Source organism: Methylobacterium sp. J-118 (assembly GCF_057836565.1).
Genome location: NZ_JBYQFA010000001.1, coordinates 4,900,124 through 4,918,528, shown reverse-complemented (window position 1 = coordinate 4,918,528; position 18,405 = coordinate 4,900,124). Strand labels below are relative to the sequence as shown.

The 18,405-nt window shown below is 71.7% G+C and carries 14 protein-coding genes; 8 read left to right on the top strand and 6 right to left on the bottom strand.

What is annotated here, in order from left to right:
• Positions 1–59 precede the first annotated feature (59 nt).
• Positions 60–2,426: a bifunctional diguanylate cyclase/phosphodiesterase gene (locus tag AC3IF3_RS24070; RefSeq protein ID WP_489230563.1), complete on the bottom strand. Its 2,367-nt coding sequence runs from the start codon at positions 2,424–2,426 to the stop codon at positions 60–62.
• Between the two features lie 282 nt (positions 2,427–2,708).
• On the opposite strand from AC3IF3_RS24070, the gene AC3IF3_RS24065 reads away from it, so the two are divergent.
• On the top strand, positions 2,709–3,125 hold the full coding sequence (locus tag AC3IF3_RS24065) for an EVE domain-containing protein (protein WP_243973719.1): 417 nt from the start codon (positions 2,709–2,711) through the stop codon (positions 3,123–3,125).
• A gap of 22 nt (positions 3,126–3,147) precedes the next feature.
• Here AC3IF3_RS24065 and AC3IF3_RS24060 read toward each other — a convergent pair whose 3' ends face one another.
• Positions 3,148–4,683 carry a sensor histidine kinase gene (locus AC3IF3_RS24060; protein ID WP_489218559.1) on the bottom strand — a complete coding sequence of 512 codons (1,536 nt, stop codon included), beginning with the start codon at positions 4,681–4,683 and terminating at the stop codon, positions 3,148–3,150.
• Positions 4,684–4,947: 264 nt separating this feature from the next.
• On the opposite strand from AC3IF3_RS24060, the gene AC3IF3_RS24055 reads away from it, so the two are divergent.
• The 3 genes from AC3IF3_RS24055 to AC3IF3_RS24045 all read left to right on the top strand — a co-directional run bounded on the left by AC3IF3_RS24055 (position 4,948) and on the right by AC3IF3_RS24045 (position 8,406).
• Positions 4,948–5,403, top strand: coding sequence for a (2Fe-2S)-binding protein (locus AC3IF3_RS24055; protein WP_489218558.1), 456 nt, complete (start codon positions 4,948–4,950; stop codon positions 5,401–5,403).
• Between the two features lie 50 nt (positions 5,404–5,453).
• Positions 5,454–7,652, top strand: coding sequence for a xanthine dehydrogenase family protein molybdopterin-binding subunit (locus AC3IF3_RS24050; RefSeq protein WP_489230562.1), 2,199 nt, complete (start codon positions 5,454–5,456; stop codon positions 7,650–7,652).
• 136 nt (positions 7,653–7,788) lie between these two features.
• Positions 7,789–8,406, top strand: a complete 618-nt coding sequence (locus tag AC3IF3_RS24045; RefSeq protein ID WP_489230561.1) for a uracil-DNA glycosylase family protein — start codon at positions 7,789–7,791, stop codon at positions 8,404–8,406.
• A 211-nt stretch (positions 8,407–8,617) separates the two neighbouring features.
• Here the strand turns inward: AC3IF3_RS24045 and glgX are convergent, their stop codons facing one another.
• Positions 8,618–10,747, bottom strand: coding sequence for a glycogen debranching protein GlgX (gene glgX, locus AC3IF3_RS24040; RefSeq protein WP_489230560.1), 2,130 nt, complete (start codon positions 10,745–10,747; stop codon positions 8,618–8,620).
• 199 nt (positions 10,748–10,946) lie between these two features.
• On the bottom strand, positions 10,947–12,368 hold the full coding sequence (locus AC3IF3_RS24035; RefSeq protein ID WP_243966276.1) for an alpha,alpha-trehalose-phosphate synthase (UDP-forming): 1,422 nt from the start codon (positions 12,366–12,368) through the stop codon (positions 10,947–10,949).
• 469 nt (positions 12,369–12,837) lie between these two features.
• On the opposite strand from AC3IF3_RS24035, the gene AC3IF3_RS24030 reads away from it, so the two are divergent.
• The 4 genes from AC3IF3_RS24030 (at position 12,838) to AC3IF3_RS24015 (ending at position 15,087) form a co-directional block, all read left to right on the top strand.
• Positions 12,838–13,371, top strand: coding sequence for a hypothetical protein (locus AC3IF3_RS24030; protein WP_243966274.1), 534 nt, complete (start codon positions 12,838–12,840; stop codon positions 13,369–13,371).
• A gap of 4 nt (positions 13,372–13,375) precedes the next feature.
• Positions 13,376–13,789, top strand: coding sequence for a phage holin family protein (locus AC3IF3_RS24025; protein WP_243966272.1), 414 nt, complete (start codon positions 13,376–13,378; stop codon positions 13,787–13,789).
• A gap of 5 nt (positions 13,790–13,794) precedes the next feature.
• Positions 13,795–14,166 (top strand): DUF3618 domain-containing protein, encoded by a 372-nt coding sequence (locus tag AC3IF3_RS24020; RefSeq protein ID WP_243966271.1) that lies wholly within the window; start codon positions 13,795–13,797, stop codon positions 14,164–14,166.
• A 111-nt stretch (positions 14,167–14,277) separates the two neighbouring features.
• On the top strand, positions 14,278–15,087 hold the full coding sequence (locus AC3IF3_RS24015) for a hypothetical protein (protein WP_489230559.1): 810 nt from the start codon (positions 14,278–14,280) through the stop codon (positions 15,085–15,087).
• A 126-nt stretch (positions 15,088–15,213) separates the two neighbouring features.
• On the opposite strand, the gene AC3IF3_RS24010 is transcribed toward AC3IF3_RS24015, so the two are convergent.
• Both AC3IF3_RS24010 and AC3IF3_RS24005 read right to left on the bottom strand, forming a co-directional pair.
• Positions 15,214–16,731: a malonate--CoA ligase gene (locus tag AC3IF3_RS24010; RefSeq protein ID WP_489230558.1), complete on the bottom strand. Its 1,518-nt coding sequence runs from the start codon at positions 16,729–16,731 to the stop codon at positions 15,214–15,216.
• A 121-nt stretch (positions 16,732–16,852) separates the two neighbouring features.
• On the bottom strand, positions 16,853–18,262 hold the full coding sequence (locus AC3IF3_RS24005; RefSeq protein WP_243966265.1) for a malonyl-CoA decarboxylase: 1,410 nt from the start codon (positions 18,260–18,262) through the stop codon (positions 16,853–16,855).
• Between the last annotated feature and the right edge of the window lie 143 nt (positions 18,263–18,405).

The following is an 18,405-nucleotide window of genomic DNA, read 5'->3' as shown; positions in this document are numbered from 1 at the left end:
TCCCCGAGCCCCGCCGAAGGGCTCAGCCCTTTGGGAACCCGGTTCGATGGGTGAGAATCTCACGCCACGGAGGCCGCTCGCTCCGGCCCGGGCCCGTGGGTGTGGGCGGCGAAGCGCGCGATCGGCGCGGGACGGCCCAGCAGGTAGCCCTGGGCGAGGGTGCAATTCTCCTGCGCCAGGAAGGACAGTTCCTCGGCCGTCTCCACCCCCTCGGCCACCACGGCGAGCCCGAGGCCCCGCCCCAGGCCGAGCACGGAGCGCACGATCGCGGCCCCCTGCGCGTTGCTGTGGACCGCCTTGATGAACGAGCGGTCGATCTTGATCCGGTCGAACGGGAAGGAGCGCAGGTTCGACAGGGACGAGTAGCCGGTGCCGAAATCGTCCATGGCGATCCGCACGCCCAGCGCCTTGAGCTGGCGCAGGGTGAGCAGCGCCCGGGCCGGATCGCGGATCAGCGCGGTCTCGGTGATCTCGATCTCCAGGCGCTCGGCCTTCAGGCCGGTCTCGAACAGGGTGCCGTGGACGAACTGCACGAAATGCGGGTTGTGGAGCTGCACCGCCGAGACGTTGACGGCGATCGCCAGGGGTTGCGGCCAGCCGGCCGCCGCCCGGCAGGCCTCGCGCAGCACCCAGGCGCCGATCTCCAGGATCGCGCCGGTCTCCTCGGCGATCGGCACGAACAGGGACGGGGAGACGTCCCCGCGCTCCGGATGGTGCCAGCGCAGCAGCGCCTCGAAGCCCGTCACCGCGCCGGACTCGATCTGGGTCTGGGGCTGGTAGACGAGTTCCAGCTCGCCCCGGGACACCGCTTGGCGCAGGTCGTGTTCCAGCATGCGCCGGTCGCGGATCTGCGCGCCCATGCTGGCGTCGTAGCGGCGGCAGGTGCCCCGCCCCTCGGCCTTGGCCCGGTACAGGGCGGCGTCGGCGTAGCTCAGGAGCGCCCGCTGATCCTCGGCGTCGTCGGGATAGACCGCGACGCCGATGCTGGTGGCGATCACCGGGCCGGAGGCCGCCGGCACCGCCGCGAGCGTGGCCAGGATCCGCTCCGCCAGCCGCTCGGCCGAGTCGCCGGTCTGGGGCGTCAGGATGGCGAACTCGTCGCCGCCGAGCCGGGCCATCAGCTGCGTGCCGTCGAGCAGGCCGCCGACCCGCAGCGCGAGGTCGCGCAGCATCGCGTCGCCGGCCGCGTGCCCGAACAGGTCGTTGACCTCCTTGAAGCGGTCGAGATCGAGGCACAGCACGGCGAGCCGGGTCCCGAGGGCATCCGCCGCCCGCATCTCGCGCTCGATCCGCGCGTGGAAGCTGGTGCGGTTGGCGAGCCCGGTGAGGGCGTCGTGGTGGGCGAGGTACTGGATCTGGCTCTCGGCGCGGCGCCGGGCGCGCAGGTCGCGCACCGCGACGGCGTAGTGCGGCTCTCGGCCGTACTCGGCCAAGGGGCGCAGGATCACCTCCACGGGGACGAGCCCCCCGCCCGACGGGACGAGTTCCGCCTCGATCGGGTGGTCGGCCGTCCCGGCCGCGGCCGTGAGGCCCGGCAGGTAGACCGACAGGCGCGTCCCGACCAGGGCGGCCGTGTCGAGGCCGGTGAGCCGGGCGAAGGCCTCGTTGGCGCTGACGATCTGGCCGCTGCGGCACACGACGAGACCCTCGACGGCCGCGTTGGCGAGGCTGCGCAGGCGTTCGCGCTCGAACGCGGTGCGCTTGCGCTCGCGCAGATCCAGCGCGAGGGCGGCGGCGGCCAGCAGCAGGATCAGGCAGCTCGCCAGCGCCACGGCGGTGGCGAGCCATTCGGTCCGGATCGCGCTCTCCGGGATGGCTACGGCGGGATCCGGCTGGACGGTCACCGCGCCCATGCCGGTGAAATGGTGGCCGCAGATCGCCAGCATCAGCAGCCCGGCGCCGAGGGCCCGGCCGCGATAGGCGGCCGCCGACAGGCCGACCACCAGGGCCGCGGCGCCCAGGGCGCTCCCGATGACCACCGAGAGCGCCACCACCGCGGGGTTCCAGACGAGATGCCCCGGGACCTGATAGGCGGCCATGCCGGTATAGTGCATCGCCGCGATGCCGCCGCCCGCCACGCCGCCGCCGATCGCCGCCCGGATCCGGCCGCCGGTCGAGGCCAGCGCGAAGGCGAGGCCGGTGATCGCGACGGCATCGACGTAGGAGAGGAGCGTCAACCCGACGCCGTAGCCCGACGGCAGCCCCGGCGCGTAGGCGAGCATCGCCAGGAAGTGCGTCGCCCAGATTCCCGAGCCCCCTGCCACCGCCGCCACGGCGAGCCAGGTGTAGCGGCTCCGGCCTCCGGCGCGGACGGCATGGGTCAGCAGCTCGATGGCCGCAACGCTCGCGAGGGTGCAGACCAGCGCGGCCAGCGCCACCAGCCACAGGTTGTGTTCTCCGACGAAACAGCCGACCACCGTGAGCATGAAGACAACCACAGATAGTTAGAGCATGATCATGTTCGTAATGATGGCAAAGATCATTTAATATTCAGCGAATGACAGATTTTTAAAGATCTCTACAAACATAGATCGGCTTTTTCCCCGGCGGCGGAACCCGAGTCGCGTCCGGTTCCGCGACCCGGCGCCTCCGCCCGACGGCCGCCAACCGGCCGCACCCGCGCGGTATCCGGCCTGTTCCCCGGGGACGAAGCTGGGCTATGGCAGGGCCCGCCGCCGCGACGGGCGGGGCCCTGGAGACACGCGGCGATGGCGCACTGGCTGTTCAAATCCGAGCCCGCGACCTGGTCGTGGGACCAGCAGGTCGCGGCCGGGACAGCCGGGACGCACTGGAACGGCGTGCGCAACCATCTCGCCAAGAAGCACCTGATGGCCATGCAGGTCGGCGAGCAGGGCTTCTTCTATCACTCGAACGCGGGCAAGGCGGTGGTCGGCATCGTCGCGGTGATCCGCCCCTACTACCCCGACCATACCGACGAGACCGGCCGCTTCGGCATGGTCGACCTGGCGGCCGTGCGGGCGATGCCCCGCCCCGTGGCGCTGGACGCGATCAAGGCCGACCCGGCGCTCTCCGCCATGGTCCTGGTCAACAATTCCCGCCTGTCGGTGCAGCCGGTGACCGAGGCCGAATGGGCCCGGGTCTGCGCCCTGGGCGGGCTCGATTGAGACCGGTCCCCCGGCGTGCGGGTCAGGCCGCCCGGGTCAGGGCGCCCTTGGCCGGCGCCGGGGACTGCGGGTCGAGGTCGAGGGGCAGCATCGTGTCCATCACCCGGCTGGCCGGCAGCGTCACCACCACCTCGGTGCCCTCGCGGGGTTTCGAGGACAGCTGGAACTGCCCGCCATGCAGTTCCACCAGACCCTTCACGATCGGCAGGCCGAGCCCGGAGCCCTGCTCGGCGGTCTTGATCGCCAGGGAGCCGCGGCCGAACGACGACAGGACCGTGCCGAGCTCGTCCTCGGGGATGCCGGGGCCGCTATCCTTCACCGACACGTATTGCCCGCCCGAGGCGGTCCAGCCGACCTTCAGCCAGATCGCGCCGCCCGGGGGGGTGAACTTCACGGCGTTCGACAGGAGGTTGAGGACGATCTGGCGCAAGGCCCGCTCGTCCGCCCAGAGCCGCGGCAGGGCGTCGTCGACCAGCCCGTGGAAGGTCTGGTTCTTTGCCTTGGCGCGCAGACCCATCATGTGGCGGCACTCCTCCACCACGTAGGCGAGCTGCACCGGCTCCTCGTTGAGCTCGTAGCGCCCCGCCTCGATCCGCGACAGGTCGAGGATCTCGTTGATCAGGTTGAGGAGGTGCATGCCGCTGTCGTGGATGTCGTTGGAGTATTCCCGGTAGGACGGCGCCGTGTGGATGCCGAACACCTCGTTCTTCATCACCTCCGAGAAGCCCAGGATGGCGTTGAGCGGCGTGCGCAGCTCGTGGCTCATGGTGGCCAGGAACCGCGACTTCGCGAGGTTGGCCTCCTCGGCCCGGCGGCGGGCCTCGTCGGAATTGGCCTTGGCCTGCTCCAGCTCGCCGAACACCGCGTCCTTCTCGGCGCGGGAGCGCAGGGCCCCCACCGTCGAGGTGTAGAGGCGGCGGGACAGGCTGAGGAAGAACAGCTGCGCGCCGCCGGCCATCGTGACGAGGAGGAGCCCGTCCATCTCGCGAAAGAAGGCGGCGAGCGACGCGGTGGCCAGCGCCAGCGGTACCAAGGCGGCGACGGCCGCGAGCGGCACCGTCGCGGCCAGCATGGTGGTGACCGCGGAGGCGATGACGAGGCCGAACAGCGCGAAGGTCCAGCCGCCGGTGGCGCCGAGCCCGATCATCGCCGACCACGACAGGCTCTGCAGCACCTCGCCGATCAGGAAGCGGCGGCGCCAGCGCGCCAGCGGGATCGTCGCCGGGTCGGCCTGCAGGAAGCGCCGGCTCAACGTGGTGTTGATCGCGATCAACACGAGCACGGCCAGGGCCCAGGATGCGGTGACCGGCGGCGCGATCCAGAACGTCGCCGCCGTGGCGAGCGCCGCCGCGAGCAGCGCCAGCGCGAGGCCGGCCCCGGCCCGGTACTCGGCATAGTGGCGCAGCAGCTCGTAATCGAAGGCCCGTTCGAGGCCGGTCTGCGAGGTCAGCTTCTCGCGGGCCGAGCGGATCTCGCGGGCGACCCCGAGGCGGCGGGCGGCCTCCTGCGTCGAGGGGCCGCGACCGCGCTGGACCATCTCGACGGTGAGATCGGACATGCGCGTGGTGAGACTCGGGAAGGGCGGTGCCGGCCGGGATTCGCTCGCCGAGAATGCGGCGGATATGTTAAGAAGCACCTGCCGCCATCGCTCGGATCTTAAGGATTCCGGCCTGGACGCGACCGCCGGACATCCGGCCCGACGTGCGCTGGCGCACAGCGTGCAGGCCGTGACGATCGCTAGCGTCGCGCATGGCTCCCAGCGTGCCGCGCGGCGCGCAATCCGGACGCCGCGGCGTCCAGCGCCGATGAGAGGGTGTCGACCATGCCGAAACTCACCGTCAACGGCGTCGCACACCTGATCGACGCCGACCCCGACATGCCGCTGCTCTGGGTCCTGCGCGACCGGCTCGACGCCACCGGCACGAAATACGGCTGCGGCATCGCCCAATGCGGCGCCTGCACGGTCCATCTCGACGGCCAGCCGGTTCGCTCCTGCCAGACACGGCTGGGCGATGTCGGTGCCGCGCAGATCACGACCATCGAGGGCGTGTCGGGCCGGGTCGCCGAGGCGGTCCAGGCGGCATGGCGAAAGCTGGACGTTGTCCAGTGCGGCTACTGCCAGTCCGGCCAGATCATGTCGGCGATCGGCCTCCTGTCCGGCAACGCAAAGCCCAACGACGCCGATATCGACGGTGCCATGGACGGCAACATCTGCCGCTGCGGCACCTACCAGCGGATCCGGGCGGCGATCCACGAGGCTGCCCGAAGCCTCGCCTGATCTCGCCCTGATCGGCCCCTCCCAGCGGTCCTGACCGGAGCCTCGCCGCCATGCTGAACGCCCGTCGACCGAGCCGCCTGCCCGCCCCCCGACCCAGCCGCCGCGGCCTCCTCGCGGGGGCCGGCGCCCTCGTGGTGGCGTTCCGGCTCGACCCCAAATCCGCCCGCGCCGCCGCCGGCCCGAACCTCGCCGACGTCAAGGCGCAGCCCAACGCCTTCGTGCGGATCGCCCCGGACGACACCGTCACGGTGGTGATCAAGCATCTCGACATGGGCCAGGGGAACACCACTGGCCTCGCCACGATCCTGGCCGACGAACTCGGCGCCGACTGGAAGAATGTCCGCACCGCGTTCGCGCCCGCCGACGCGACGCTCTACAACAACAGCCTGATGGGCCCGATCCAGGGCACCGGCGGCTCCACCGCGGTGGCCAATTCCTGGTTCCAGCTGCGCAAGGCCGGTGCCGCCGCCCGCGAGATGCTGATGGCGGAGGCCGCCTACCGCTGGAAGGTTCCGGTCGCGCAGATCACGGTCGAGAAGGGCGTCGTCAGCCACGCGCCGTCCGGCCGGCAGGCCCGGTTCGGCGAGCTCGCGGCCTCGGCGGCCTCCCTGCCGGTGCCCTCGGAGCCGCGGCTCAAGGATCCGAGCGAATGGCGGCTGATCGGCCAGACGATCCCGCGCCTCGATTCCGTGGCCAAGACCGACGGCACGGCCACCTACTCCCTGGATATCCGCCGCCCCGACCAGGTGACCGCCCTGGTGGCCCGCGCCCCGCGCTTCGGCGCCACCGTGAAGGCCTTCGACGCGACGGCCGCCCGCAAGGTCGCCGGGGTGCTCGCCGTGGTGCAGGTGCCGACCGGCGTGGCGGTGATCGCCCGCGACACCTGGGCGGCCATGAAGGGCCGCGAGGCCCTCACGATCACCTGGGACGAGAGCACCGCCGAGACCCGCTCGTCCGAGGCGATCCTCGCCGAGTACCGGGAGCGCGCCAAGGGCCCCGGCCTGACGGCCTCCGAGCGCGGCGACCCGCAGGCGGCGCTCAAGGGGGCCGCCACGGTGATCGAGGCCGAGTTCACCTTCCCCTACCTCGCCCACGCGGCGATGGAGCCCCTGAACGCCACGATCGAGCGGGCGGCCGACGGCGGCTACGACGTCTACGCGGGCTTCCAGTTCCAGACCATCGAGCAGGCCACCATGGCGGCGATCCTTGGGGTGACGCCCGACCGGGTGCGGCTGCACAGCAACTGGGCCGGCGGCTCCTTCGGCCGCCGGGCGACCCCCACCGCCGATTACCTCGCGGAGGCCGCCACGATCCTGAAGGCCTACGGCGAGAAGGCCCCGGTCCACCTCGTCTGGACCCGCGAGGACGACATGGCCGGCGGCTACTACCGCCCGACCGTACTGCACCGGGTCCGGGCCGGCATCGACGCCAAGGGCGCGGTGGTCGGCTGGGACCACGTCATGGTCGGAAAGTCGATCATGATCGGCTCGCCCTTCGAGGCGATGATCGTCAAGAACGGCATCGATTCGACCACCGTGGAGGGCGCCTCCGACACCCCCTACGCGCTGCCGGCCTACCGGTTCGGCGTCCATAACGGCCGCGAGGGCGTGCCGGTCCTGTGGTGGCGCTCGGTCGGCCACAGCCACACGGCCCACGTGATGGAGGTGATGATCGACGAGCTGGCCCATGCCGCGAACGTCGATCCGGTGGCCTACCGGCTGTCACTGCTCGCCCAGGCGCCGCGGCTCGCCGACGTGCTCCGGCTCGCCGCCGACAAGGCCGGCTGGACGGAGAAGCCTGGGGCGAAGGGCCGCGGCCTCGGGGTCGCGGTCCACGAATCCTTCGGCTCCTACGTCGCCATGGTGGCCGACGTCACCGCGCAGGAGGCCGGGATCCGGGTCAATCGGATCGTGGCGGCGGTGGATGTCGGCGTGCCGGTCAACCCGGATGTGATCCGCGCGCAGGTCGAGGGCGCGGTCGGCTTCGCCCTGTCGTCGGTCCTGCGCAACCGCATCACCCTGAAGGAGGGCCGGGTGCAGGAGCGTAATTTCGACGCCTACGCGCCCACCCGGATGAGCGAGATGCCCAAGGTCGAGGTGCACATCGTGCCGAGCCAGGTGGCGCCCACCGGGATCGGCGAGCCGGGCGTGCCCGTTTTGGGTCCGGCGATCGCCAACGCGGTCTTCGCCGCCACCGGCCAACGCCTGCGCGCGCTGCCCCTCGACCTGTCGGGCGTGAAGGGCGCGTGAGGAATCGCACCGTCCGGCGGCTTCGGGCGGCGTAAAACGATTGGGCCTTCCCCCAAGGCAAGAGACCCGACTGAAGACGGCGCGGCGCGACACCGCGCCGTTTCTTTTTTGCGCGGCACCGCGCCATCTCCGGGCGATGCCCGCCTTCGAAGACACCGCCGCCCACTTGCGTGCCTGCCGCCTCTGCCGGGACAGCCCGCTCTACGGGCCGCCCCTGCCCCAGGAGCCCCGGCCGATCGTGCAGGGCAGCACCGGCGCCCGCCTCTGCGTGGCGAGTCAGGCCCCGGGCACCCGGGCCCATCGCACCGGCCTGCCCTTCATGGACCCGTCGGGGGTTCGGCTGCGCGCCTGGCTCGGCCTGGACGAGGCGCAGTTCTACGATCCCGCGAAGGTCGCCATCGTGCCGATGGGCGCCTGCTTCCCCGGCCTCGACGCCAAGGGCGGCGACCGGCCGCCGCGCCGGGAATGCGCCGAGCGCTGGCGGGCGGAGCTGTTCTCCGGCCTGCCGGATCTCGACCTGATCCTAGTGATCGGCCAGTACGCGCAAGGATGGCACCTGGGAAAGCCGGAGGGCGGATTGACCGGCACGGTCCGGCGCTGGCGGGCGATCCTGTCCGCGCCGCGCCGCCCCCGAATCCTGCCCCTGCCCCACCCGTCCTGGCGCAACAACGGCTGGCTCAAGCGTGAGCCCTGGTTCGAGGCGGAGCTGCTGCCGGTGCTGAAGGCCGAGGTGGCGCGGGTGCTGGCGGGATGAGGCTCCGTCGCCGGATCCGCCCGGGACTCGACGGTTCGGCGTGCCCGATCCGACCGACACCCCCGCGCGTGGCCGGAAACGCGCCGGAGCGTCTGAAGCTTTGCCGGGTTCCTCCGGAGGATCGCCGAACGGACCCCGCCGACGCGGAGCCAGGCTCAGGACGGGAGATTTCGCCGCTCATCCGGTCGGGATCATGCGGTCGAACCCGCCCTCAACCCCCCGGCACCCACCCGCTCCGCGCGCCCGCCCCTACGCCTGCCGCCGTGAGAACCAGGACCGTGCGGCCGGGCAGCGGCACGGCGGCGCCGGCCGCGTAGGACGGAGCATCCGGCGGGACCGCGCCGGTGGGCGTCCCCGTATCGAAGACCGGGCTCCACGGGCCGCCGACCACCTGGACCAGGTGGAAGTCGCAGGCCCCCGCCCCGGCGTTGAACAGCATCAGCAGGCGGTCGCCCGGCTCGCCGTCGTTGCCGATCTGCATGCCGAAGACCTGGAGCCCGTCGTCGGACCAGTGGCGGTCCCCCATCTCGGTGCCCTCGGGGGCCAGCCAATGCACGTCGCGCAGGGGCTCGCCCCGGTCGATCAGCGCGCCGGTGAAGAAGCGCCGCCGCCGCAGGGCTGCCTGAGCCCGGCGCAGCGCCAGCAGGTTGGCGACGAACTCCGTGAGGTGTGGGTCCGGATCGGTGCTCCAATCCATCCAGCTCGTCGGGTTGTCCTGGGCATAGGCGTTGTTGTTGCCGCCCTGGCTGCGCGAGCGCTCGTCGCCCATCAGCAGCATCGGCACGCCCTGGGCCAGCATCACGGTGGCCAGCATGTTGCGCTTCTGGCGGGCGCGCAGGGCCAGGATATCCGGGTCGTCGGTGTCGCCCTCGACGCCGTAATTGCGGCTGACGTTGTGGTTATGGCCGTCGCGGTTGTCCTCGCCGTTGGCCGCGTTGTGCTTCTCCTCGTAGGCCACCGTGTCGGCGAGGGTGTAGCCGTCGTGGCTCGCGATGAAATTGACGCTGGCCAGCGGCGAGCGCCGGGACGGCGCGAACACCTCGCGCGAGCCGGTCAGCCCCTGGGTGACCTTGGCCAGCGTGCCGGAATCGCCCTTCCAGAAGCCCCGCATGGCGTCGCGGAATTTGTCGTTCCACTCGCTCCAGCCGCGCGGATAGCCGCCGAGCTGATAGCCCCCCTCGCCGATATCCCAGGGCTCGGCCACCATCTTGACCCGCGCGAGCACCGGATCCTGCGCCACCGCCTGGAAGAAGGCCGCCTCCGGGGTGAAGGCCAGGGGCGCGCGCCCGAGGCTCGAGGCGAGGTCGAAGCGGAAGCCCGCGATGCCGTAGGCGCTCACCCAGTGGCGCAGGGAATCCAGCACCAGCTGCATCACCCGCGGGTGGCTCACGTCGAGGGTGTTGCCGCAGCCGGTGCAGTCGATGGTGCGGCGTGGATCGGCCGGGTCGAGCTTGTAGTAGCTGGCATTGTCGATGCCGCGGAACGCCAGGGTCGGCCCGGTATGGTCGCCCTCGGCGGTGTGGTTGTAGACCACGTCGAGCCAGGTCTCGATCCCGGCGGCGTTCAGCTCGCGGATCGCCGCCTTCAGGCTGCCGGGCCCGCCCTCCCCCAGGTAGCGCGGATCCGGGGCGAAATAGCTCACCGGTTGATAGCCCCAGAAATTGACGAGGCCCCGCTCGACCAGGAAGCGGTCGTCCGCGAAGCCCTGGATCGGCAGCAGCTCCAGGGCTGTGATGCCGAGCTTGACGAGGTGCTCGATGATCGCCGGGTGGGCGAGCGCCGCGTAGGTGCCGCGCTCGGCCTCGGGAATGGCCGGATGGGTGCGGGTCAGCGCCTTGACGTGCGCCTCGTACACCACCGTCTCGGCGAGCGGCCGGCGCACGGGCGTGAGGGCGAGGTCGGGCACCTCGGGGGCGGTGACCACGCATTTCGGCATGTAAAGCGCGCTGTCGCGCCGGTCGATCCGGTCCTCGCGCCGGCTCTCGCCGCCCCTGCGGTGCCCGTAGAGGGCGTCGTGCCAGCGGATCCGGCCGCGGATCTCCCGTGCGTAGGGGTCGAGCACCAGCTTCGACGGGTTGAAGCGGTGGCCGGCGGACGGCTCCCAGGGGCCGTGCACCCGATAGCCGTAGAGCTGCCCCGGCAGCACCCCGCGCAGGTAGCCGTGCCAGACGTCGTCGGTCCGGCCGGGCAGCCGGACGGTGCGGGTCTCGTGCCGCTCCCCGGGCTCGAATAGGCAGATGTCGACCGCGGTGGCGTGCTCGGAGAACAGGGCGAAATTGACCCCGCGCCCGTCGAAATGCGCCCCGAGCGGCGCCGGGACCCCGTCGTCGACGGCGATCATGGGCGGAGTCCGGGCGTGACCGTGACGGTCGAAGACAGGCCGCGCAACGTCATGGTCTCAAAAGGTCTTCGACCTTTCGTGGGGGCCGGGCAAAATCCTGCCGGGTTCGGGCGACGCCCGACATCGGGGCTCTGCCCCGAGAGCCCGCCAATGGGATGATCCCTCTGAAAACCCGGGACAGTGAAGGTTCCACCGCCGTCTACTCGGCGGCCGCCGCAGCGGTGGGCGGCTCGCGCTCGACCGTGCGGAAATTCTCGAGTTCCGCCAGGAAGTTGCGCGCCCACCAGTCGACGTCCTCGCGGGTCATCCGCTCGACCATCGGCTTCCAGCGCGCCAGCCGGTCCGCCTTGGGCATGTAGAGCGCCGCGCGGATCGCCTCCGCCACCTCGAACCGGTCGTAGGGGTTGACCAGAAGCGCCTCGGGCAATTGCCGGGCGGCGCCGGCGAATTTCGACAGGACCAGCACGCCGGGATCGTCCTCGGCCTGGGCGACCACGTATTCCTTGGCCACGAGGTTCATGCCGTCGCGCATGGGCGTCACCAGCCCGACCCGGGCCGCCCGGTAGAGCCCGGCCAGCACGGGCCGCGGATAGGCCTTGGTGATGTACTGGATCGGCGTCCAGGCCGGATCGCCGAGCGCGCCGTTGATCTCGCCGACCTTCTCGTTCACGTCCCGGGCGAGCTGCTCGTATTCCGGCACCTCGCTGCGGGATTTCGGCGTGATCTGGATGTAGGTGACGTTGCCACGCTGGTCGGGATTGGAGGCGAAGAAGCTCTCCACCGCCTCCATCCGCTCCGGCACGCCCTTGGAATAGTCGAGCCGGTCGACGCCGATCAGCAGCTTGCGGGTGCGCAGGCCCGCCATGGTCTCGCGCACCACCTTGTTGGACCCCGCTTTCTCGGCGGCGTCCTTGAAGCCCGCGACGTCGATGCCGATCGGGAAGGCGCGGATCCGGGTCCGGCGCCCGTCGACCATCAGCGAGCCGCCGCCCAGGGGAATCGCCCGCTGCGTGTCGACGAGGTTGCGCTGGAGGTTCTGGACATCCGCCTCGGTCTGCAGGCCGATCAGGTCGTAATCGACGATGGCGCGCAGCAATTCGGTGCTCGCCGGCAGCGAGTTGAACACGTCGGCGGCCGGCCACGGGATGTGGTGGAAATAGCCGATCGGGTTGTCGAGCCCGAGGCCGCGCAACTCGGCGGCCAGCGGCAGCAGATGGTAATCGTGGACCCAGATGATGTCGTCGGGCTCGACCAGTTTGGCCAGCGCCCGGGCGAAGGTGCGGTTCACGCGGCAATAGCCGGCATAGTCCGAGCGCGAGAAGGCGCCCAGCCCCAGCCGGTAATGCATGATCGGCCATAGGGCGCGATTCGCGAAGCCGGCGTAATATTCCAGGTGGTCCTGCGGCGAGAGGTCGACCACGGCGTACTGGACGCGGCCCCGGTCGATCAGGGTCGGCTCCTCGGAGGGCTCCTCCGCGATCGTGCCGCTCCAGCCGAACCACAGGCCCTCGTAGGCGGTGAACGCCTCCTTGACGGCGACCGCCAGGCCCCCCGCCGCGACCGCCTTGCCGCCCTCCTCCGGGACGGCGACGCGGTTCGATACGATCACAAGGCGTGCCACGCGGGTCGGCTCCGGATCAGGGGCGCGGGTCAAGTCAAGGGCCTTGCCGCGCCTGCATCGAGACTTCGTGATGGTCAGAACGCGCGGGGGGCCTGCGCGATCCTTTGATGGTCTTGGGGCAACCCAAGCGTGAAGCCGGGCGCGGGTCAAGTCGAGCCCGTGCCGTTCCGGGACAGGGCGGCCGCTCCGTCCTGGCACCATGTCGTTCCCGTCGAGGCCTTTCCCGCCGGGCCGACCGCGTGCGCGGCGGTGACGGCCGCTCGGGTCCCCGTTGTCGAAGCGTGGCGGTTCTGCCAGACCGTGCCTGAACGCGGACTGAGCGGCGCCGCGAGTCGCGTCCGGAACGGGCATCGGTCCGGCCTGCACGTGGCACCGGAACCGGTCACAGCCCAGTCGGTTACTCAGCCATCGCGGGGGCCGCGGTCGCCGCGAGCGGCGGCGTCCCCGCGTCGCGAGGAGTGTTTTCGAGATGGCCGGCACTGAGTTCCCGCAGAACGCGCCCAAGGATCCGCTGAAGGATCCGCCCCACGAGCCGTCCCAGGAGGCACCCCACGGGGCGACCCCGGAGCGCGCCCAGTGGCGTGCCCTGCAGGGTGACGTCGAGGGGCTGGCCGACGTGGCGGCCGAGCGCGGGCGCGGTCTCCTGGACGCGGCCCGGGTCCAGGCGCAGACCTATGTCGAGCAGCGCAAGAGCGACGCCGCGCAGTCGGTCCACGATCTGGCGCAGACGATCCGCAATTCCGGCCGCGACCTCGGCGACAAGCCAAACGTGCGCGCCTTCTTCGACAGCGCCGCCGACGGGCTGGAGCAGCTCGGCTCGCAGATCGAACGGCGCAGCCTCGGCGATTTCTACAGCGAGGCCGAATCCTTCGCCCGGCGGGCGCCGGTGGCGGTGGCAGTGGGCACCTTCGTGGCCGGCCTGATCGCCGCCCGCTTCATCAAGTCGTCGAGCCTGCCGCCGGAGGCGTCGGACGGCGACGCCCGCGACAGCTTCCGGGCCTGACGCCATGGCCCAGGGTCCAGATCCGCGCCAGACCGGCGCCTCCAGCATCCAGAGCCTGATCGGCGATGCCCTGCGCGAGACCAACGAGCTCGCCCGCAAGGAGATCGCCCTGTTCCGGGCCGAGATGGCCGGCAACGTCCGCCAGCTCATCGTCGGCCTCGCCTGCATGGTCGGCTCGGCGGTGTTCGCCGTGGTCGCCCTGCTGGTCCTGATCGGGGCCTTCGTGAAGTGGCTCGCCACCATCGTCGGATCGGAGTGGCTCTCCGCCCTGATCGTCGGCGGCGTGCTGCTGGCCCTCGCCCTCGGCATGGCCCTGTGGGCGCGCAGCGTCCTCTCCCTCTCGACCCTGGCCCCGACGCGCACGACGCGTCAGGTCCGCCAGGATGCCCAGGCCCTGTCGGAGCGCGTGTCCGGATGAGTACGATGAACGACCTCGAGAAGGAGATCGAGGAGAGCCGCGCCCGGCTCGACGACACGATCGACCGCATCCAGGGCCGGCTCTCGGTGCCGAACCTCGTGGACGAGATGCTGGGCAATGCCCGGCGCGTGCCGGCCCTGAACAGCACCTACGACAGCGCGCTGGACGCGGTGCGGCGCAACCCCGTGCCGGTGCTGCTGATCGCGGCCGGCGTGGGCCTGCTGGTCAACCGGATGGCGCGCGACGCCCAGCGCCGGCGGACGGAGGTCTCGGCCGAACGCGTGGCCGCCCTGAACACCGGCACGGCGCGCGGCTACGACCCCGATCTCCCGACCGCGCGCCCGGCGCGCGATCCCCTGGACAAGACCGAGATCTGACACCCCGGCAGGACCGGACACCAACGACCCGAGGCCGGCCGAGCGGCCGGAACGAACGGCGCCGCCCGCGGACAACCGCGCGCCGCCGAGAGGACATCCGAGGACAGCGCCATGACCGACAAGCCGGGCACCCCCGCCACCCCCTCCCGCACCCCCGAGCAGATCGCCGCCGAGGCGGGCATGCCGCACGGAACCAGCGACAGGAGCCTCCGCCCGGATCCGGCCGGCCTCGGCGATCCCGGAGCTCCCGGCACGGCGGCGGGTGACTTCACCCTTCGGCCCGACCCGCGCGGCCTGCACGATCCGATGCCGCACGGCGCCGCGCCGCTCTCGAGCGGCGGCTCCACGACGTCCGCGGACGCGGCGTCCGCTACGGTGAAGGAAGGCGTCCAGGCGGCGGGCGATAGGGCCGCCGACCTCGCGGGGCAGGCGGGCCGGACCGTGTCGGACCTCGCCGACGATCTCAACGGACGTCTGGGCGGCGCCGCCGATCAGGCCCGCGAACGCGCCTCGGCGGCCTACGATGACGTGCGCGAGCGGGCGGGCGCGCTCCACAGGCGCAACCTGCGGGCGCTCGACGACCTGACCAGCCAGGGGATCGACGGCCTCCAGCGCGGCCGTACCGCCGTGGAACGGTTCGTGGACGACAACCCGCTCCTCGTCGGGGTGGTCGGCGTCGCGGCCGGCCTGCTGCTCGGTGCGCTGCTGCCGCGCACCCGCCAGGAGGACCGGAGCATCGGCCCCTGGGCCGACGAGGTGCGCGACCAGGGCCTGCGCTACGCCCGCGAGGTGACCAGTATCGGCCGCGAGTTCGTCCAGACCGCCCTCGACCCGGACAATCTCAACGCCGCCGCCCGCAAGGTGACCGATCCGGACGACCACACGCCTCCGGAGGGGGAGCGGACGCAGCACAACCTCTGAACCGGGTTACGGCGCAAGCCGTACCCGCACCGTTATCACGCGCGGAGCGCAGTGACCCTGGGTCACTGCGCTCGCGAAGATTGCAGAGGTATTCCTTTGCGCCGGGGACCGAACCGGGAGCCTCAATCAGTCCCGGTACAGCCCCGCATACGCCTCCCGGAGCAAGTTCTTCTGAACCTTGCCCATGGTGTTGCGCGGCAACTCGTCCACGAACAGGACGCGCTTGGGGCATTTGAAGCGGGCGAGCCGACCCTCCAGGGCGGCCTGCACCCCGGCCTCGTCCGGGCATCCCGGGCCGCCCACCACCACGGCGGTGACCGCCTCGCCGAAATCGGGATGGCCTAAACCGATCACCGCGGATTCGACCACGCCAGGCAGGGCATCGATCTCGGTCTCGACCTCCTTCGGGTAGACGTTGAAGCCCCCCGAGATGATCAGGTCCTTGCCGCGCCCGACGATGTGGACGTAGCCCCGTGGATCGACCTTGCCGAGATCGCCGGTGATGAAGAACCCGTCGTCCCGGAACTCGGCGGCGGTCTTCTCGGGCATCCGCCAGTAGCCCTGGAACACGTTCGGGCCCTTCACCTCGATCATCCCGACCGCGTCGGGGCCCAGCGCCGCGCCGCCCTCCGAATCGACCACCCGCAGGGACACGCCCGGCAGCGGAAACCCGACCGTGCCGGCGACCCGGTCGCCCGCGTAGGGGTTCGAGGTGCTCATGTTGGTCTCGGTCATGCCGTAGCGCTCGAGGATGGCGTGGCCGGTGCGGGCCTGCCACTCCCGGTGGGTCTCGGCGAGCAGCGGCGCCGAGCCCGACACGAACAGGCGCATGCCCGCGGCGGCCTCGGGCGTGAGGCCCGGCTCCTTCAGGAGGCGCGTGTAGAAGGTCGGCACGCCCATCAGGACGGTGGCCCGGGGCATCAAAGTCAGCATCAGCTTCGGGTCGAGCCGGGGCAGGAACAGCATCGCGCCGCCGCTCGCCAGCACCGTGTTGGTCGCCACGAACAGGCCGTGGGTGTGGAACACCGGCAGGGCATGGATCAGCACGTCGTCGGCGGTGAAGCGCCAGGACTCCACCAGCGTCCGGGCGTTCGACGCGAGGTTGTCGTGGGTCAGCATGGCGCCCTTAGAGCGCCCGGTCGTGCCGGAGGTGTAGAGGATCGCCGCGAGATCCTCCGGGCCCCGGGGCACGTCGGCGAAGTCGCGGCCCGCCGCCCCGGCCCGGTCCGCCGCCTCGGCGGCGCTGCCGCCGCCCGCGGCGTCGAGGGTCCAGACCTGGCGGACACCGGACGCCGCCTCGGCGAGCGCGTCGCGCCGGCCGGGGTCGCAGACGAACACGGCCGGCTCCGCGTCGCCCAGGAAGTAGCCGATCTCGGCCGGGGTGTAGGCGGTGTTGAGCGGCAGGAACACGGCGCCGGCCCGGACCACACCCAGGTAGAGAAAAATGACCTCCGGGCTCTTCTCGACCTGCACGGCCACCCGGTCGCCCGGCGCGACGCCCGCCGCCCGCAGGGCCGCCGCATAGGCGCCGGCGCGGGCGATCAGGTCCGCGTAGGTGTATCGGCGGCCCTCCGGCGTCTCGATCACCGGCTTGGCGGGATCGGGTACGCCGTCCCGGATCAGGGAGAAGAGGTGGTTGGTCATCGGGCGGCTTGAATTGTCGCGGGCCTTCGTGTCGCCCGCACCCATAGCCGCCTCAGGGGCCTCCCGGCGAGCCCTTTCAGGCGGCGAGCCGCTGCCGCGATGACAGAAGGCGCCCCCCGGCTCACGCCTCGGCCAGCACCACGGCGCGCGGGGGCGGCAGCTTGGCGCGCAGCTCCCGGCTCACCGCCGGGGATGCCACCACCGTGCCGAGATTGGCGTAGGTCTCGTGGTTCCGCTCGATGGCGGCGAGGTCGTAGAGGTAGTTCACCATCAGGCCGTGGGCCTGGGACAGGCCCTTCTGCGAGGTGTCGCCGAGGAAGTTGATCCGGTCGAGGCGCGCGCCGTTGCCGAGGTGGAACCGGGCCACCGGGTCGAGGGGGCGCCCGCGCTCGTTCTTCGCGCGCAGGAAATAGGCCGCCGCCGCCGGGATCAGCGCCTTGCGCACCGCCTCGGCCCGGGTCTTGTCGGCGGGCCAGTCCGGATCGTCCAGCGCCCGCAGGGTCTCGACATCCTCGGGCAGGAGACCCTGCGGGCTGTCGGCCCGGCGCTCCCGGGCGAGCCACGCGGAAAAGCCCGGCACCGGCGACAGCGTCACGAAGGTCTTGAGCGTCGGGACCTCGCGGGTGAGATCCTCGACCACCTGCTTGATCAGGAAATTGCCGAAGGTGACGCCGGCCAGGCCCTTCTGGCAGTTCGAGATCGAGTAAAACACCGCCGTGTTGGCCGCCTGCGGCTGCAGCGGCTTGCGCTCCCGCGACAGGATCGGCGCGATGGCCGGCACGATCTGGTCGGTGAGCGCCACCTCCACGAAGATCAGCGGCTCGTCGGCCAGCGCCGGGTGGAAGAACGCGAAGCAGCGTCGGTCCGGCGGCTCGATCCGGGCGCGCAGGTCGTCCCAGCCGGAGATGGCGTGCACCGCCTCGTAGCGGATGATCTTCTCCAGGATATGCGCCGGCGTGGTCCAGTCGACGTGGCGCAGCACCAGGAAGCCGCGGTTGAACCACGAGGCGAACAGGTGCTCGAAATCGCAATCCAGGCTGTCAACCGCGTCCAGCAGGTCGGGATCCGAATCCTCGCCGGAGCGGAGCGTCCGGCGCAGGTCGAACAGGTCCTCGCGCATCCGCACGAGGCTCAGCGTGCCGCCCCGGGCGAGGTTGAGGCGGCGGATCAACTCCTGGCTGCGCGGCTCGGCCGCGTCGTGCAGGCTGCCGAGCCGCGCCCGGGTCGGGGCGGCCCGGTAGGCGGCGATCGCCGCGTCCACGGCGGCATGGTCCGCGTCGAAGTCGAGGGCGATGGCCCGGAGGAAGGCGTGGCGCTCCGCCTGGCCGAAGCTCGCGTAGCGGTCGAGGATCAGGCGGGCCAGCGCCACCCCCGAGGCCTCGCCCCGCCGGGAGATCAGATCCTCGCACAGCTTGACGAGGTCGCCCGCGCTCGCCCGGGACGCCAGGTCGCCGCGCCCGATGCCGATCAGGTCGCGGCCGCGCTCGCTGATGGTCTGAAGCAGGTCGCCGAAGAAGGAGATCGCCGCCATGACCCTCGCACTGGCTCCCGTCGGCCCGGACTCGAAGCGCGTCCCGCTCCCCGGCGCCGATTCGCCGTTCGGACGCAGGCGCACCCGGATACGCGTGCCGCCGGCCCCCGCCGGGGAGGCCGGATCGGCATCCCGATCCTGCC

What these genes read in the sequence shown, in the direction of transcription:
- AC3IF3_RS24070 (WP_489230563.1), bottom strand. Translation starts at nt 2,426, where the DNA reads ATGCTCACGGTGGTCGGCTGTTTCGTCGGAGAACACAACCTGTGGCTG.
- AC3IF3_RS24065 (WP_243973719.1), top strand. Translation starts at nt 2,709, where the DNA reads ATGGCGCACTGGCTGTTCAAATCCGAGCCCGCGACCTGGTCGTGGGAC.
- AC3IF3_RS24060 (WP_489218559.1), bottom strand. Translation starts at nt 4,683, where the DNA reads ATGTCCGATCTCACCGTCGAGATGGTCCAGCGCGGTCGCGGCCCCTCG.
- AC3IF3_RS24055 (WP_489218558.1), top strand. Translation starts at nt 4,948, where the DNA reads ATGCCGAAACTCACCGTCAACGGCGTCGCACACCTGATCGACGCCGAC.
- AC3IF3_RS24050 (WP_489230562.1), top strand. Translation starts at nt 5,454, where the DNA reads ATGCTGAACGCCCGTCGACCGAGCCGCCTGCCCGCCCCCCGACCCAGC.
- AC3IF3_RS24045 (WP_489230561.1), top strand. Translation starts at nt 7,789, where the DNA reads ATGCCCGCCTTCGAAGACACCGCCGCCCACTTGCGTGCCTGCCGCCTC.
- glgX (WP_489230560.1), bottom strand. Translation starts at nt 10,747, where the DNA reads ATGATCGCCGTCGACGACGGGGTCCCGGCGCCGCTCGGGGCGCATTTC.
- AC3IF3_RS24030 (WP_243966274.1), top strand. Translation starts at nt 12,838, where the DNA reads ATGGCCGGCACTGAGTTCCCGCAGAACGCGCCCAAGGATCCGCTGAAG.
- AC3IF3_RS24025 (WP_243966272.1), top strand. Translation starts at nt 13,376, where the DNA reads ATGGCCCAGGGTCCAGATCCGCGCCAGACCGGCGCCTCCAGCATCCAG.
- AC3IF3_RS24020 (WP_243966271.1), top strand. Translation starts at nt 13,795, where the DNA reads ATGAACGACCTCGAGAAGGAGATCGAGGAGAGCCGCGCCCGGCTCGAC.
- AC3IF3_RS24015 (WP_489230559.1), top strand. Translation starts at nt 14,278, where the DNA reads ATGACCGACAAGCCGGGCACCCCCGCCACCCCCTCCCGCACCCCCGAG.
- AC3IF3_RS24010 (WP_489230558.1), bottom strand. Translation starts at nt 16,731, where the DNA reads ATGACCAACCACCTCTTCTCCCTGATCCGGGACGGCGTACCCGATCCC.
- AC3IF3_RS24005 (WP_243966265.1), bottom strand. Translation starts at nt 18,262, where the DNA reads ATGGCGGCGATCTCCTTCTTCGGCGACCTGCTTCAGACCATCAGCGAG.